Annotated in this window: 13 protein-coding genes and 1 pseudogene; 9 read left to right on the top strand and 5 right to left on the bottom strand. The window is 42.1% G+C overall.

Features of this window, described 5'->3' with window-relative positions; genetic code table 11:
* Positions 1–212: 212 nt before the first annotated feature.
* Positions 213–478: pseudogene (locus tag NWP22_RS08890) on the bottom strand (ISAs1 family transposase); the annotation flags it as partial.
* A gap of 65 nt (positions 479–543) precedes the next feature.
* Between NWP22_RS08890 and NWP22_RS08885 the strand changes: the two are divergent.
* Both NWP22_RS08885 and ribD read left to right on the top strand, forming a co-directional pair.
* Positions 544–690: a hypothetical protein gene (locus NWP22_RS08885; protein WP_271733503.1), complete on the top strand. Its 147-nt coding sequence runs from the start codon at positions 544–546 to the stop codon at positions 688–690.
* Positions 691–796: 106 nt separating this feature from the next.
* A complete protein-coding gene (ribD, locus tag NWP22_RS08880; RefSeq protein ID WP_271733502.1) occupies positions 797–2,050 on the top strand; it encodes a bifunctional diaminohydroxyphosphoribosylaminopyrimidine deaminase/5-amino-6-(5-phosphoribosylamino)uracil reductase RibD in 1,254 nt (417 codons plus the stop codon).
* Between the two features lie 60 nt (positions 2,051–2,110).
* On the opposite strand, the gene NWP22_RS08875 is transcribed toward ribD, so the two are convergent.
* Positions 2,111–2,326, bottom strand: a complete 216-nt coding sequence (locus NWP22_RS08875) for a hypothetical protein (protein ID WP_271733501.1) — start codon at positions 2,324–2,326, stop codon at positions 2,111–2,113.
* A 549-nt stretch (positions 2,327–2,875) separates the two neighbouring features.
* Positions 2,876–6,181: a protein DpdE gene (gene dpdE / locus NWP22_RS08870; RefSeq protein ID WP_271733500.1), complete on the bottom strand. Its 3,306-nt coding sequence runs from the start codon at positions 6,179–6,181 to the stop codon at positions 2,876–2,878.
* A gap of 175 nt (positions 6,182–6,356) precedes the next feature.
* Here dpdE and NWP22_RS08865 point away from each other — a divergent pair, with 175 nt between their 5' ends.
* From NWP22_RS08865 to NWP22_RS08850, 4 genes are all read left to right on the top strand, one after another.
* The gene (locus NWP22_RS08865; RefSeq protein WP_271733498.1) at positions 6,357–6,695 is read left to right on the top strand and encodes a hypothetical protein; all 339 of its coding nucleotides are present in this window, start codon (positions 6,357–6,359) and stop codon (positions 6,693–6,695) included.
* A gap of 85 nt (positions 6,696–6,780) precedes the next feature.
* Complete coding sequence (locus tag NWP22_RS08860; protein ID WP_271733497.1) at positions 6,781–7,098, top strand: YtxH domain-containing protein; 318 nt, start codon at positions 6,781–6,783, stop codon at positions 7,096–7,098.
* 44 nt (positions 7,099–7,142) lie between these two features.
* Positions 7,143–7,595: a hypothetical protein gene (locus NWP22_RS08855; protein WP_271733495.1), complete on the top strand. Its 453-nt coding sequence runs from the start codon at positions 7,143–7,145 to the stop codon at positions 7,593–7,595.
* A 187-nt stretch (positions 7,596–7,782) separates the two neighbouring features.
* Positions 7,783–8,589 carry a TPM domain-containing protein gene (locus tag NWP22_RS08850; protein ID WP_271733494.1) on the top strand — a complete coding sequence of 269 codons (807 nt, stop codon included), beginning with the start codon at positions 7,783–7,785 and terminating at the stop codon, positions 8,587–8,589.
* A gap of 38 nt (positions 8,590–8,627) precedes the next feature.
* Here NWP22_RS08850 and NWP22_RS08845 read toward each other — a convergent pair whose 3' ends face one another.
* Both NWP22_RS08845 and dapB read right to left on the bottom strand, forming a co-directional pair.
* Positions 8,628–9,314 (bottom strand): phosphate ABC transporter permease, encoded by a 687-nt coding sequence (locus NWP22_RS08845; RefSeq protein WP_271733493.1) that lies wholly within the window; start codon positions 9,312–9,314, stop codon positions 8,628–8,630.
* Positions 9,315–9,332: 18 nt separating this feature from the next.
* Positions 9,333–10,169: a 4-hydroxy-tetrahydrodipicolinate reductase gene (dapB, locus tag NWP22_RS08840; protein ID WP_271733492.1), complete on the bottom strand. Its 837-nt coding sequence runs from the start codon at positions 10,167–10,169 to the stop codon at positions 9,333–9,335.
* 203 nt (positions 10,170–10,372) lie between these two features.
* Here dapB and NWP22_RS08835 point away from each other — a divergent pair, with 203 nt between their 5' ends.
* The 3 genes from NWP22_RS08835 to NWP22_RS08825 are packed head-to-tail and all read left to right on the top strand — an operon-like array spanning position 10,373 to position 12,735.
* Positions 10,373–11,149, top strand: coding sequence for a CobW C-terminal domain-containing protein (locus NWP22_RS08835; RefSeq protein ID WP_271733491.1), 777 nt, complete (start codon positions 10,373–10,375; stop codon positions 11,147–11,149).
* The gene (locus NWP22_RS08830; protein ID WP_271733489.1) at positions 11,146–11,958 is read left to right on the top strand and encodes a metallophosphoesterase family protein; all 813 of its coding nucleotides are present in this window, start codon (positions 11,146–11,148) and stop codon (positions 11,956–11,958) included. Before NWP22_RS08835 ends, NWP22_RS08830 begins: the two co-directional genes overlap by 4 nt.
* Before the next feature lie 21 nt (positions 11,959–11,979).
* Positions 11,980–12,735, top strand: coding sequence for a metallophosphatase (locus NWP22_RS08825; protein ID WP_271733488.1), 756 nt, complete (start codon positions 11,980–11,982; stop codon positions 12,733–12,735).
* The last annotated feature ends 283 nt before the right edge of the window (positions 12,736–13,018 follow it).

Here is a 13,018-nt window from a genome sequence, read left to right as displayed (position 1 = left end):
GACCATTGTCCGTATAAAATCTTCCTTGTCCACTTTCCTTCCTTGTCTTCGGTAGTCTTGCCTTCACAGATCATATTAAAAACCTACCCTTGTAAGGAAGGGGGTGGGGTCAAACAATAGTTGATACACTAATCATGACTTATCAAACATCCTCTTAGGTTGATTCACAATTAAGAGCGTTGAGAAGCTGAGACAGCAATTGACCAAACTTAACGAATTTCAGTACGATGATGTCCCTTCTCCACCCTGAAAATTTTGTACCAATGCCGTTTCAAACCATTGTTTTACTTGATGATATAAGGTGGGATGATTAGCCTTGAGTGCCAAAAGATAAGCTTTTTTAAAGATAATCTTGTGGGCAATCTCCGTTTGAGTTCCCATGGACTCAATGCTGATAATTGACCCTGCTATCTCCATTAACTCTAAATAATGCCGGAATTGCCGTGATTTCATTGGATTTATATTCCACATTTATCCGTACAACTAAACCATCTTATCAGTGAACTTTAATATCATAAATGCAATAACATTGTATATACACTGATGAAAGAAAAAGTATTGACAATTAGACTCTCAGCACGTAGAAAGCATAAATTAGCTTTATATGCAGTGCAACAAGATAAAACAATTACCGCTTTAATTGAAGAATGGATAGATCGTCTAAAACTTGACAGCGGGAAAGCGGGCTAAAGCCTGCATCGTCGTTTTCATCCCCTGGCTAAAGCCGAGGGGCTTTGAACCTACATCTTTGTAACAACAGCTAGCGTGCAAAATATTGAAATTACCGCCCAAAATTATGGATAATTCGCGTGAAACCTACCCTATTGTATCTCTTGCCCCTAATCCTCAGGACAATGGGCTGATATTGCGAACTGAGAAGTCAGGACTGGCGCTTTCGCCGGTTCAATCGAATTCACCAGAGAACCCCAGAATAGGCAGTGACTTTGACCGGGCTATGATGCAACGGTGTTTGGTACTGGCTGTCCGTGCTTTGGGACGGACTTCACCTAATCCTCTAGTGGGGGCGGTTGTTGTCAAAAATGGAAATATTGTTGGGGAAGGATTTCATCCCGGAGCAGGTCAGCCTCATGCAGAAGTTTTTGCCTTGAAAGCGGCGGGTTTTGGCGCGGACTCAACTCAAGAGAATCACGCTCGTGGTGCCACAGTTTACGTTAATCTGGAACCTTGTAATCATTACGGACGTACTCCCCCTTGTTCGGAGGCCTTAATCGCGGCTGGTGTGGCTAAAGTAGTTGTGGGTATAGTTGACCCCAATCCTTTGGTTGCTGGAGGAGGTATTGCTCGTTTACGTGCTGCAGGTGTACAGGTAGTTGTCGGGGTAGAAGCCGAAGCCTGTTATCAGATAAATGAAGCTTTTATCCATCGCATTTTATATAAACGACCTTTAGGGATTTTGAAATATGCCATGACTTTAGATGGTAAAATTGCTACTAGCTCTGGTCACAGTGCTTGGGTGACAAACCAAGATGCCCGTAGTCAAGTTCATCAACTACGGGCAGGTTGTGATGCCATAATTGTCGGTGGCAATACAGTCCGAAAAGATAATCCTTACTTAACCAGTCATCAAGTAGGATCCCATAATCCCCTGCGGGTGGTGATGAGTCGTCAGATCAACTTACCTCAAGATGCCCACCTGTGGGACACTGCTGACGCTAAAACTTTGGTGTTGACAGAGCCGGGAAGCTCGCCTGATTTCCAACATTTCTTACGCCAAAAAGGGGTTGAGGTTGTAGAGTTAGCATCCCTGACCCCACACCTTGTCATGAACCATTTATACGACCGCGGTTTTTGTAGCGTTTTATGGGAGTGTGGCGGTAGTTTGGCAGCCAGTGCGATCGCTCAAGGTGCGATACAAAAGATTCTGGCTTTTATTGCTCCTAAAATCATTGGTGGTAGTCATGCCCCCACACCTGTAGGTGACTTGGGTTTGACGATGATGAACACAGCTCTGAATTTAGAAAGGGTTAGTTGGCGGGTAGTCGGGTCTGATTGCCTAGTTGAAGGTTATTTACCGCAAAAAAACTCATAGTTAACAGTTCACAGTCAATAGTTAGGACTATTGACTGTGTCATTTGTGAGAATGTCAACTCTAACACTGTCGCTCATAAGCAATATCCCGTATCAGATTCAGCCGAGATTGGATGTAATCACTGAGGTAATCGGCTTCTTGGGGATCTAATAAAGCTTGCTTTGTAGTTTGTTTTACCAGCCATTGCACCAAGCTAGCATCGTCCATCTGCAATAAGATCCTGGTTTGAGAATTTTCTACCACAGACCAAAGCTGACGCAGAATTTTAGGAGTCATTAAGACCTCAAGTTTATCATTAGCTTAGCTTTCCTTAGATTACACAATTTAGTCCGCAGATTACGGCTCAATATACAAGCTGAGACAAGTATTATTAAAAACTTAATAGAAGGATTTATAACTTTATGAAGATTAATTATTCCTTGATGGAAAGATTTAACAAAAAGTTACTCAAACAGTGTTTTTATTATGCCATTTATGATGAATAGCTGTTGTCTCCAGTTTCTGGCTATTAGTTTATTATTAACCACTATAGCTGTTCTCTTCTAGGTGATGTATCTGAAATAGTTAATTGACTACAGATTTCTACAGATAAACACAGATGTTTTTCTCCCTGATGAAAGTGGGAAGACATATATAGCTAATTTGTGCAATTCTACTTGATTTTTAGAGATTTGCGAAGTATTTGGGTTCATTTGTTGATTCTTAAAAACCAAAAACCCCGGTGGTCAACCGGGGTGTTAGAGTCTGGAATATTTAACCAGGACTACCACAACTATAGCAGTTCCTACTTTTTTTACCTGCTAAATTCGAGCATCTTGGGGAGATTTATAGAGGATTTCGCCCAGATACGATGATAAAACCGACAGAATCAAGTCGAATCTGGGGCTGATGAATTCCCTCTAAAATGGCCGCACTCAATGCCATTTCTATTTTTAATTCTTCGGCCAGTGCTGAATCTTGGTTTTGCCGATTTAGTCGCAGTTGTAATTGCTGTACTTTTTTGTTTAATTTCTGCTTGGCGACTGGAGCAGATTGTTGGTATAATTTTATGAATTTACGATGCTGTAGCAATAATTCTCGAGAACGATGACGCGCTTCATAACAAAAATCCTTCCACTGGCTAGGCTCGACAAAAGTATCAATCACTCCTAAGCGTTCTTTTGCCAAATTATAATCCCGAGATTGATCATTTTTCCTATCTTTGTAAGGTCGTTGTAGGATATTTAAGAGTGATTGATCTTCAACCATACTGATGGAATGATTGCGACCATCTATAAAGATAGTTTCTAACAATGGGGGAAATAAAGCATCAACACGCCGTTTCAAAGTTTCGTATTGGTAATTATCGAGTTTGTTGGTTGTTAAAACCTGCTTGACAGCTTCTAAATTTGCTTCGACTACATAATTACATCGGAAGCCAAACCATTCCTTACCTGCTGTAGCATTCCAAGATTCATCCGTGCGCCATAGAGCAAAGGCTTTACCTCTATCATCCCAGTTTATATAGCTGACGAGTGCTTCTACTAATCCTTCCCCCGTCCGAAATAGTTTAATACCTGAATTCTGGTTGGCTACCCGGCGATTGTAACTACCAAATTGTTCTGTATTATGATTAGCGAAGTAAGTTTTCAACTCGTCTAGAGACACCAAAGTGCGAGTTGTCGGTTGATAACGCTTAATTTCTGCGGAATTGGGATTATTAACTAACTTGAATCCTAATGCATCACACATCCAGCCTTCAATTGCTTGTTTAATCCCTAGATGATTAGCATCGTAATCATCTAGGTCTTGAAAATACTTGCAAGTATTTTCATCGAGAATATCAATTTCATCGAGAGCAGTCTGCTCGCTAATTTTCAAGGTTTCGGCGGTGATTTGTTGCTGAATCTGGTCAATCATGGCTAATAATCCCGCAGCACTTGATTTGAACAAAGCTGTTTCTAATTCTGGGAGTTTCTCATCTACGTAAAATTGTAGACTGGCTATTGATTGACCAAAAACACCAAACCCATTTTTCAGAAGTTGATACCAAGCATTGTGTTGACTTTCTTCCAAGTATGGCCCAATCAATGCAAAAGATTGAACTCCAATTTTGCTGCCAATGCGGTCAAATCTGCCAATTCTTTGCTCTAATTGATTAGGTGACCAAGGCATGTCAAAGTGAATGAAGCAGTCGGCAAATTGCAGGTTAAGTCCTTCTTCCCCAGAGCGATCGCACACTAAAATAAAACAGTCGGGGTTATTCTGGAATCGAGTTAAATTTTGGGCAACTTTTTCTCGTGGTTCACCAAATTGATAGCTGGCGACTGTTTGTGCACCAAAGCTATGAGATAAACGTTGGACAATTTGTCGGCAGGATTGTACAAAACTGGTAAATACAACGATTTTTGGTAAAACATCCCCAGGCATGGGGCGGCGAATTCTGTGCTGTATCCTGGTGATTAATTCTGCCTTGTTTCTGCGAACACTGCTGGGGATTTTGAAGTGTGTAGCTAGCTGATTGAGTAGCACGGTGTTTAAATTTTCTGTGCGTTCTCCTTCATCTAGAGGTTGACGCAGAATTTTTAAACAGGATTGTAAAATTTCTTCTTCGCCTGGGAATTTAGGGGTTGTAGTTAAGATGCGAAGATCATTTTCTGGAAACTCTGGGATAAGTTGAGGTGGGGTTTTACCTGTTAGGCGTGTGGTAACTACCTGTTCTAAAATCCCTAACCAAGTACCAGAAGCTAGGAATAACAATAGAAAAATTCGTTGATATTGCTGCTCGTGAGGGGCGACGGTACGCCATTGTTCCATCAGTTGGTGAATATCAAGGGATCGCTCGTCTAAATCATATTCTTCTTTTGGTGTCACATCCCGATCAAATATGACATCTTCCACCGCAGCGCGACGATTACGAAGTATACGACGATGCAGCCGATAGGTTTCGCTAACGTGGGTACGAATAGCTCGGATAATTTCATCTTTCTGAGCAGATTGAGCTTTTAAGCAATTTTCTAAATTGTTTAAAAGGTTGATGACATACTCATCCTCAGCCAACAGATTTCGTAGTTCCTGGAGGTGAGTTGTGAGAACATCGACATTATTTGCACCTCCTGTCAAGCCGAGGAGAACTCTACCAATTTCCCGACAATTTTGTACCCTGGCGCGAAAACCTGGTAAATCATTGAGTTTATAGGTAATTGGGTCAAGCAGGTGCAGCATGGCGAGAAAATTCTGCTCGTGGTTAAGCACAGGAGTAGCAGATAATAACAGCAAGCGATCGCTTTTATGAGCCAGATTTTTACAAGACTCAAAACGCTGACGCATGGCTGCATCCCTAGAAGTAGCCATAGCTGCAATATGGTGGGCTTCATCGAGAATTAAGCAGCCGATATTGGCTTTCTGGTTGATTCTATGGATATCTTCAACCGCCAGCACCACCACCCGTTTGCCAAAATGAGAGATGTAAAATTTATGTTCTAACTCAGTCTGCCATTGTGGGAGCAAATATTGGGGAACCAGTACCACTGCACCTTTTTTTGGTTCATCCAGAAGAAATTGACGGAGAATAGCACCGGCTTCGATAGTTTTTCCGAGTCCCACCTCATCTGCGAGTAAATAGCGTTGAATTGGGTCTTCCAGTACCCGGCGAACAACTTCGACTTGGTGGGGATAAAGTTCAATGTTGGCTGAAATCAGCCCTCTCATTCCATGGCTAACAGCCCGTTGCTGAATCAAAGATTTAACAAAAGTTAATCTTCTGTCATGAAAGTAGGGTGTTTCATGCCCTTTCATTGCCAGAGTTTCAATAGGGTCTGTAATGGGGATATTACAACGGACATAAATTTCTTGTTCCGTGGCAATTGTAGTTTTCTTGTCGGGTAAATCAATTTGATACATTTCTGTATCTTCATCCCAGTTACAAATTCGGCCAATTAACCATGTATCCTGGGTTGGTAAGCTAATGTAGCATCGAGTTTGAGGCTGAAGCCTAACTTGAGATAGAGAATCTAAAGGTAAAGTTTTTTGGAGGCGTTGACCTCCTGAGCAGAAATACTCAACCATCACATTAGGTTGAGATATCTCAGTCACTTTTCCTACTCCCAAATAGTTTTGTTGGGACTGCACCAATGAACCAACCTCAATCATATTTCCCGTTATCTGAAGATCCTAAGAAGCAATAGCAGCTCTCCACAGTAGCTTGATCAGCCAAATCTGGCAACTGAGAAAATTTTCTCTGGGATTTGTAGCTAGAAAGCCTTGTGCAACTGATTGATACTGATGGTCTGAGGCTATGATGAAGTCAGGAGAAAATCAGAGCAGGATGGTAAAGATAGTTGTCTTAATTAACACTCTTATGTCACTGTTACTACTCTACATAGCTTGGCGAGTGTGGAAACTAAAGCAGTGGATAGAGAGCATAGCTGATCAACTGAACGCCTATGAACAAAATACTCATGCATTACTGTATCAAGCACCTGAAAATATTGATATCACCCAGCAAAAAATTTATAGCCTGCGCCAGAGAAACCAAAAGCTACAGTTACAAATTCAACAGGTACGTCAAATTATCAGTCTGTTATTGTTATTAAAGGGATTCTGGGGTCGTTCTTTTGGCGGCATAGGGTTAAGATTAAGCAACAAAACCAAGATTTTCCACTGATATCCTGTCAGGTTCAATAAATTAGATAAAATCCTTTGAACTGACCACGGTAAAAATCACAGCTAAGAAGGAGAGAAATAATCAGATGTCTGATAACCGTTCTGGACTATTTATTGGCGGTTTCATGCTCGGAGCTACTATTGGGGCTTTAACTGGGTTGCTAGTAGCCCCGCGCACAGGGCGTGAAACCCGGAAAATTTTGCAAAAATCTGCTAATGCTATCCCAGACTTAGCAGAAGATTTATCAACAAGTGTACAAATCCAAGCAGATCGTCTTTCTGCCAGCGCCATGAGAAATTGGGATGATACCCTGGAGAAACTACAAGAGGCGATCGCGGCTGGTGTAGATGCGAGTCAACGCGAAAGCCAAATCCTGAAGCAGCAACAAGCTCAAAAAGACTAACATTCTGTTTTCCCGCAATTGTAAAGCTTATATATGGCATCACCGTGATTGATCCCTTATTTTGGTTGGGACTGTCTTTATTATTAGTCGCCACCAGTTTGACTGCTGTTTTAGTAGCGGCCATACCGGCGTTGCAGGAGTTAGCACGTGCTGCGCGTAGTGCAGAAAAGTTGTTTGATACTCTCTCACGGGAGTTACCACCTACCTTAATTGCCATCCGCAAAACTGGTATGGAACTCACAGATTTAACCGGCGATATCGGCGAAGGTGTACAAAGCGCGGGTAAAGTTGTGAAGCAAGTTGACCAAAGCCTCGACATTGCCAGAAAACAGGTTAAAAATGTGCAAATTGGCACTCGTAGCCTGGTTGTAGGTGTGAAAACTGCTTGGAAGAGTTTTACACGCCCAAAACCAACCAGACGAGTTGAACGACTAGCAATTACTGAACAAGCACCGCAAACCTTGAGACAACGTGAAGCCATCAAGCATAGAGACTAGGGAGTAGGGGGGAAAAGGAACTTCTCAATCCCAGCCCCCAGTCTCTAATTTCCATTTTCAAAACTGAGCTTTGCTTAAATACCTTAGATTAGAGTAAAGTAAACAAGTGTAAAGAAGTATTAGTTTTCCCATACTCTTTTAAAACAACTTGTTCACTTCTACTGTCTATATTTGTATAAGAACGTCCATGCAGTCTTGTTTTTGGCGAAGAACTCTGGTATGTATTGCTGCATTTTTTCTAGCTGGGTCTATGTGGGTGATGCACTCGCCTCCGGCGCTAGCTTATGATAATCCTGACTTATTACCCAACTACCAAACTCCAGTTATAGATTTAGCTAAATCTCTCACAGATATCCAAGAAGCAGAACTGGTGACAGATTTAGAAAAATTTGAAGGTGAAACAGGGTGGAAATTGCGAGTATTAACCCAGTATGACCGCACCCCTGGTCGCGCAGTAATTAATTATTGGAATTTGGATGATAAAAGTATTTTGCTAGTTGCTGATTCTCGTGGCGGTAACATTCTCAGCTTTAGCGTGGGGGATGAGGTTTATGAACTTCTACCGCGGACTTTTTGGATAGAATTGCAAACGCGCTTTGGAAACTTGTATTTTGTGAGAGAAGAAGGCGAAGACCAAGCCATTTTACAAGCCTTAAATTCAGTTAAGGGCTGTTTAGTCAAGGGTGGTTGCTCGGTGGTTCCTGGACTCCCTAGAGAACAATGGATACTGACACTGATTACCTCTGTAGTGGGGGGGATAGTTTGTGGATTTGCAGCTCACCCCCAAAAAAAAGGACAGATTATTGCTTGGCAATGGGCTTTAATTTTTTCACCTTTGTGGGGAATTTTGTTTATTGCCTTTGGTATTGGACCAGTAGTGACTCGGACGAGCGATTGGTTACCTTTAGTTCGTAATATTTCTGGTTTTCTCATTGGGGCTTTAGTGGCTTACCTGTCTCCTGGTTTCACTCGCTCTTCTAATGCTGAGTCGTAAATTTATGGGTGCTGAGTAAAAATCAAAATACTCAGCACTTAAGGTTCTACTCTTGGGCGACGGCGTCGTGGTGTTTCTGGTTGTTTCTTGCGCAAACGGCGACTGACTTCATTAAAGAAATCCCTGCGGACATAAGGATAGTCATTCACCCACAAGTCATGACTGGGAATGTATACATCGCTGAACTCTTGAATACTGCTCAAATCAGAACTGTTGGACATGACAATCATTTCGGCGATTTGACCACGAGCAATAACTTTGTGTGCATTCCGCAGTGGCGCTTGTAACTCTACGGCAAATCCTGTATTATCACCGATTTCTAGGTTAATTCTTTTTTCTCGATTTTCAACAATTACTAATTCACCTTTATTGTTTACGGTTTCTTGTTTACCCATCAATTGGTCTGTAATCCACCAATCGATGATTCGACCCCGAAAAAAGCCGCTGTACTTATAACGGCGGCATTTTGCATTGCGGATACTGGCCTGAAATACTGGATACCACAGCCAAAAAAAAGCACCCATTACCCCAACTAAAAATGTAATGGGGCCAAATTCTAGCCTTAACAGGACTTCCCCTAGGAGAATTAGAGCCATGGCTATGACAGAAATTAACAGTCGCTGCAAAAAATTGGCAAATTTACCCGCGTAGTACTGGTACTGAGAGCCAGTAGCAATCAGGGGGATGAGTTGTTCAAATTTTTTCCGAGTCAGTGGGACTAACATAATTGCTGAGTTTGAAGGTTAGAGGATTTTTTCTAATCCATACACTAACGACTTTAGCTGGGAGACTTTGCGAATTGCTAACAGCACTCCTGGCATATAACAGGAGCGATCGCTTGTATCATGTCTCAATGTATAAATTTGACCAGGTGCGCCAAAAATCACTTCTTGATGGGCTATGAGTCCCGGCAGACGTACACTATGAATTCTAATTCCTTCTTGGGCTAAACTACCTCTAGCCCCCGGTAATTTTTCCGTCTCTTCTACAATAGCACTGTTAAAAGGTTTACCGATTTCTCCTAGTAACTGTGCTGTTTGAATTGCGGTACCACTGGGAGCATCAGCTTTTTGGTTATGGTGGAGTTCAATAATTTCTACATGGTCGAAATATTGGGAAGCTGTGACTGCGGCTTGTTGTAACAATACCATGCCAATGGAAAAGTTAGGAATAATCAGACAACCAGTACTAGCCTTTTCGGCAAAGTCGGCTAAGTCGTTGATTTGTTCTGGACTTAAGCCCGTAGTACCAACCACTGGACGAATACCATAGGCGATCGCACTGCGAATATTGTCATACACTCCATCAGGATGGGTAAAGTCTACCATCACCCCTGGAGGAGATTGTCTATCACCAGCTACATAACCTAGCATGGCTTCTAATTGGTTGGTAATGGGGACTTCCAAAGGTTCGCTTAAACCTACCAATTCACCAGCATCTTGGTCTTGATGTTCTGGACTGGTGTCAATTGCAGCCACTAAGTTTAAGTCTGGCGCTTGTGCCACTGCCTTAATGACTTCGCGGCCCATTTTGCCCGCCGCACCGTTTACAATAACTGGAATAGGAGCTTGATTAGTCATGTTTAGAGAAATACTTTAATAAGGCAATTGTAGAGAATTTTTACGGTAAACTTCCATAGTTCCGGTTATAAGGTCAATTAAAATACCAATTTGACTACCAGACACATTAGTCCTCCTAAAACACCTAAGTCTATTTTGGCATTTCCGTTGCCAGTCAGGGGTATTTAGGTGACAAGTGCTATGAAAATGATTATCATTTGATTATGAGTATACCAATGATTACCGTTGTTGCGGGGCCGGCTGGTTGTGGCAAAACTACTTGGATTTGTCAACAGCTAGGTAATACACTTTGTGCTGAAAACGCCATTTATTTTAGTCCTGGAAGTGGGAATGTCCCCATTGACCAAGTACGCCTAAGTGCTGAATTTCCAGAGGTGAAAGTTTTTACTGATGGACAAGAAGTAGAATTTCTCAACCAGCTAGCAGGCGCACAGAAGATTTATATAGAAATAGGATTTTACTTAGAACTAGGAGCAATTAACCAAATTATCGGCAATGTACCATACCAGTCTGTAGCAATCTTACCATCACACCTGAAAGATTCGGAATATCACATCTGGGGAGAAAAAATTGTCAAAGGGCTAGATGTTGAAACCAGTATTGCCGAAAATCAGATTTGGCGATCGCCTACCAATGGTGAAATTATCGACGAGGATAGTTTGAATGAGTTTTGGTATGAACTATCTCAGGGTGCTTATGGTAAAGTCAGCCGTGCTAAGGGAATTTTTGACGTTGCTGATGGTAGAGCGCTATACGCGGATTTTGTGGCGGGTGTAGGGATAACAGATTTTTTAGAATTAGACTTACCACGCCACTTAGAAGGTAGGCCGCGGCGATTTAGTGGCTTAGAAATTTGGGGACAAAACTTGGACGATCCCGCCATGAGAGAAACATTACAAGATTGCTATTTGTCAGACGCAGCGATCGCACAATACCAAGAACAAGTAAAACAGATACTAGTTGAGGAGAGTATACAGTGAAAATAGCCGTTATGTCATGTATTCATGGCAATTCTCAAGCCTTAGATAGCGTCTTATTAGACATAGACCAGCAAAAAGCTGATAAAATGTTTTGTTTAGGCGATTTAGTCGGATATGGGCCTGATCCCAACGGGGTAGTTACACAAATTCGTTCTCTAGATATTCCCACCTGCGTCGGCTGTTGGGATGAAGACATAGTAGAAGGCTTGAATGCTTGTGATTGTAGTTATCCTTCCTTATTAGCTGAGAAACGGGGAAAAATTGCTCACGAGTGGACAAACAAAGAAATACATCCAGAACACCGGCAATTTTTCGCCCAATTACCCCACAGTTTACGTGAGGAAAATTTAGCTTTCGTTCATGGTAGCCCCCACAGTAACCACGAGTACCTGTTACCAGAACTTGACGCGTTTTCCGCCTTAGAGCGAGTAATGTCCACAGATGCTGATGTACTTTTTTGTGGACATACCCATGTACCTTATGTCCGTGATTTAGATGCAAGTAGTTTACAAATTCGTGTCCAAGGACAGGAAAAAAAAGCGAAAAAAATAAGCTTTACCACCTCTTTGAAAAGGATTATTAATGTTGGTTCTGTAGGGGAACCGCGACATGGTCGCCCCAATGCAACTTATGTAATTTACGACACAAATACACAAGATGTGAGTTTGCGGGAAGTACCTTATGACTATCAGAAAACCTGTGCTGCAATTATTGAAAAGGGTTTACCAAAAATATTTGCTTGGCGTTTAGCCCGGGGGTTGGAATTTGCGGAAAGGGCTGATGACCCGACTCATGTTTGTACTCGTTGAAATCTAAAATCCAAAATTTGTATGACTAAGTGGGCAATTTTAAGCGGAATTGAAGGTAATTTGGTGGCCTATGAGGCCGTAATGGCTGATATTAAGCGTCAAGCTAATGTCGAAGCGTTGTATATTTTAGGTGATTTAGTGGGGGCCAGTCGCGAAACTGAACAGTTAATCAAACGGGTGCTGAACCCCCGGCGCGGAGAACCAGAACCACTGATTTGTAAAGGTTGGTGGGAAGAACAATGTTTGATTCTGCATGGACTGGGAGGAAGTGGGGAACCTACACAATTGATGGGGAAATATGGGGGAGAAACAGTTAAATTGCTCTGGGAATGCGTTTCCCGTCCTATGGCACAATGGTTAATGACCTTAGACTTTGGTTTCTTTGAACTGGATTCTTTGTTAATTCACGGTACAACGGTAGCAGTTGACGAGGAACTTACCCCAAACACTTCCCCAATTCAAATCCTAGACCGCTTGTCACGAATGCAAGCCAATAATTTGTTTTGTGGTCGTTCTGGTTTGGCTTTTCAATATCAGCTACAAGCAGGGTCAATTACCACGGGAGTCACAACTCTAGATAGTCCCGCTTCTCCCCAAACTGTGCAAATCTCGGCGCGTCAAGTTGTCGGGGTGGGTAATGTTGGCAAACAGCCAGGGGAGGCAATTTATACTCTCTATCATCCAGGGACTAATCATGTAGAGTTTAGAACAGTCCGCTATGGACTGAGTAAGGGTTTTCAGTACCCGTCGGATGTCAAAGCTAAAATAGCTAACTGATTAAGATCTCTTGTCGGCGCACCTTGGATCAAAAGTGCTGAGTAAGGATATAAAGAATAGACAATTCCAGTGTGGCTGACATTGACACTCCAAAATGGTTCAGTACCAAAAGCTCGGAATTCTTTATTCTGGGGGGTTGAATTCCTGGGAATGAGATATATAGCAACCGCCAAGGTAATTTAAGCATAAACTATAAGTAGTCCCTTTTCATGTGAAGCGATCGCTTGCTACAGGTATATGCCCAAGCCGTACAGTTACGACCTTCGTCAAAAAGTAATCCAAG

Origin of the sequence: Anabaenopsis tanganyikae CS-531, from assembly GCF_029891675.1 — a bacterium.
Taxonomy (GTDB): domain Bacteria; phylum Cyanobacteriota; class Cyanobacteriia; order Cyanobacteriales; family Nostocaceae; genus Anabaenopsis; species Anabaenopsis arnoldii.
This window is presented reverse-complemented; position numbering and strand designations above follow the sequence as displayed.

Bases quoted from the DNA above. Each gene is read 5' to 3' on its own strand.
- NWP22_RS08835 (WP_271733491.1), top strand. From the start codon at position 10,373: ATGAGTATACCAATGATTACCGTTGTTGCGGGGCCGGCTGGTTGTGGC.
- NWP22_RS08875 (WP_271733501.1), bottom strand. From the start codon at position 2,326: ATGACTCCTAAAATTCTGCGTCAGCTTTGGTCTGTGGTAGAAAATTCT.
- dpdE (WP_271733500.1), bottom strand. From the start codon at position 6,181: ATGATTGAGGTTGGTTCATTGGTGCAGTCCCAACAAAACTATTTGGGA.
- NWP22_RS08860 (WP_271733497.1), top strand. From the start codon at position 6,781: ATGTCTGATAACCGTTCTGGACTATTTATTGGCGGTTTCATGCTCGGA.
- NWP22_RS08845 (WP_271733493.1), bottom strand. From the start codon at position 9,314: ATGTTAGTCCCACTGACTCGGAAAAAATTTGAACAACTCATCCCCCTG.
- NWP22_RS08865 (WP_271733498.1), top strand. From the start codon at position 6,357: ATGGTAAAGATAGTTGTCTTAATTAACACTCTTATGTCACTGTTACTA.
- dapB (WP_271733492.1), bottom strand. From the start codon at position 10,169: ATGACTAATCAAGCTCCTATTCCAGTTATTGTAAACGGTGCGGCGGGC.
- NWP22_RS08885 (WP_271733503.1), top strand. From the start codon at position 544: ATGAAAGAAAAAGTATTGACAATTAGACTCTCAGCACGTAGAAAGCAT.
- NWP22_RS08850 (WP_271733494.1), top strand. From the start codon at position 7,783: ATGCAGTCTTGTTTTTGGCGAAGAACTCTGGTATGTATTGCTGCATTT.
- ribD (WP_271733502.1), top strand. From the start codon at position 797: ATGGATAATTCGCGTGAAACCTACCCTATTGTATCTCTTGCCCCTAAT.
- NWP22_RS08825 (WP_271733488.1), top strand. From the start codon at position 11,980: ATGACTAAGTGGGCAATTTTAAGCGGAATTGAAGGTAATTTGGTGGCC.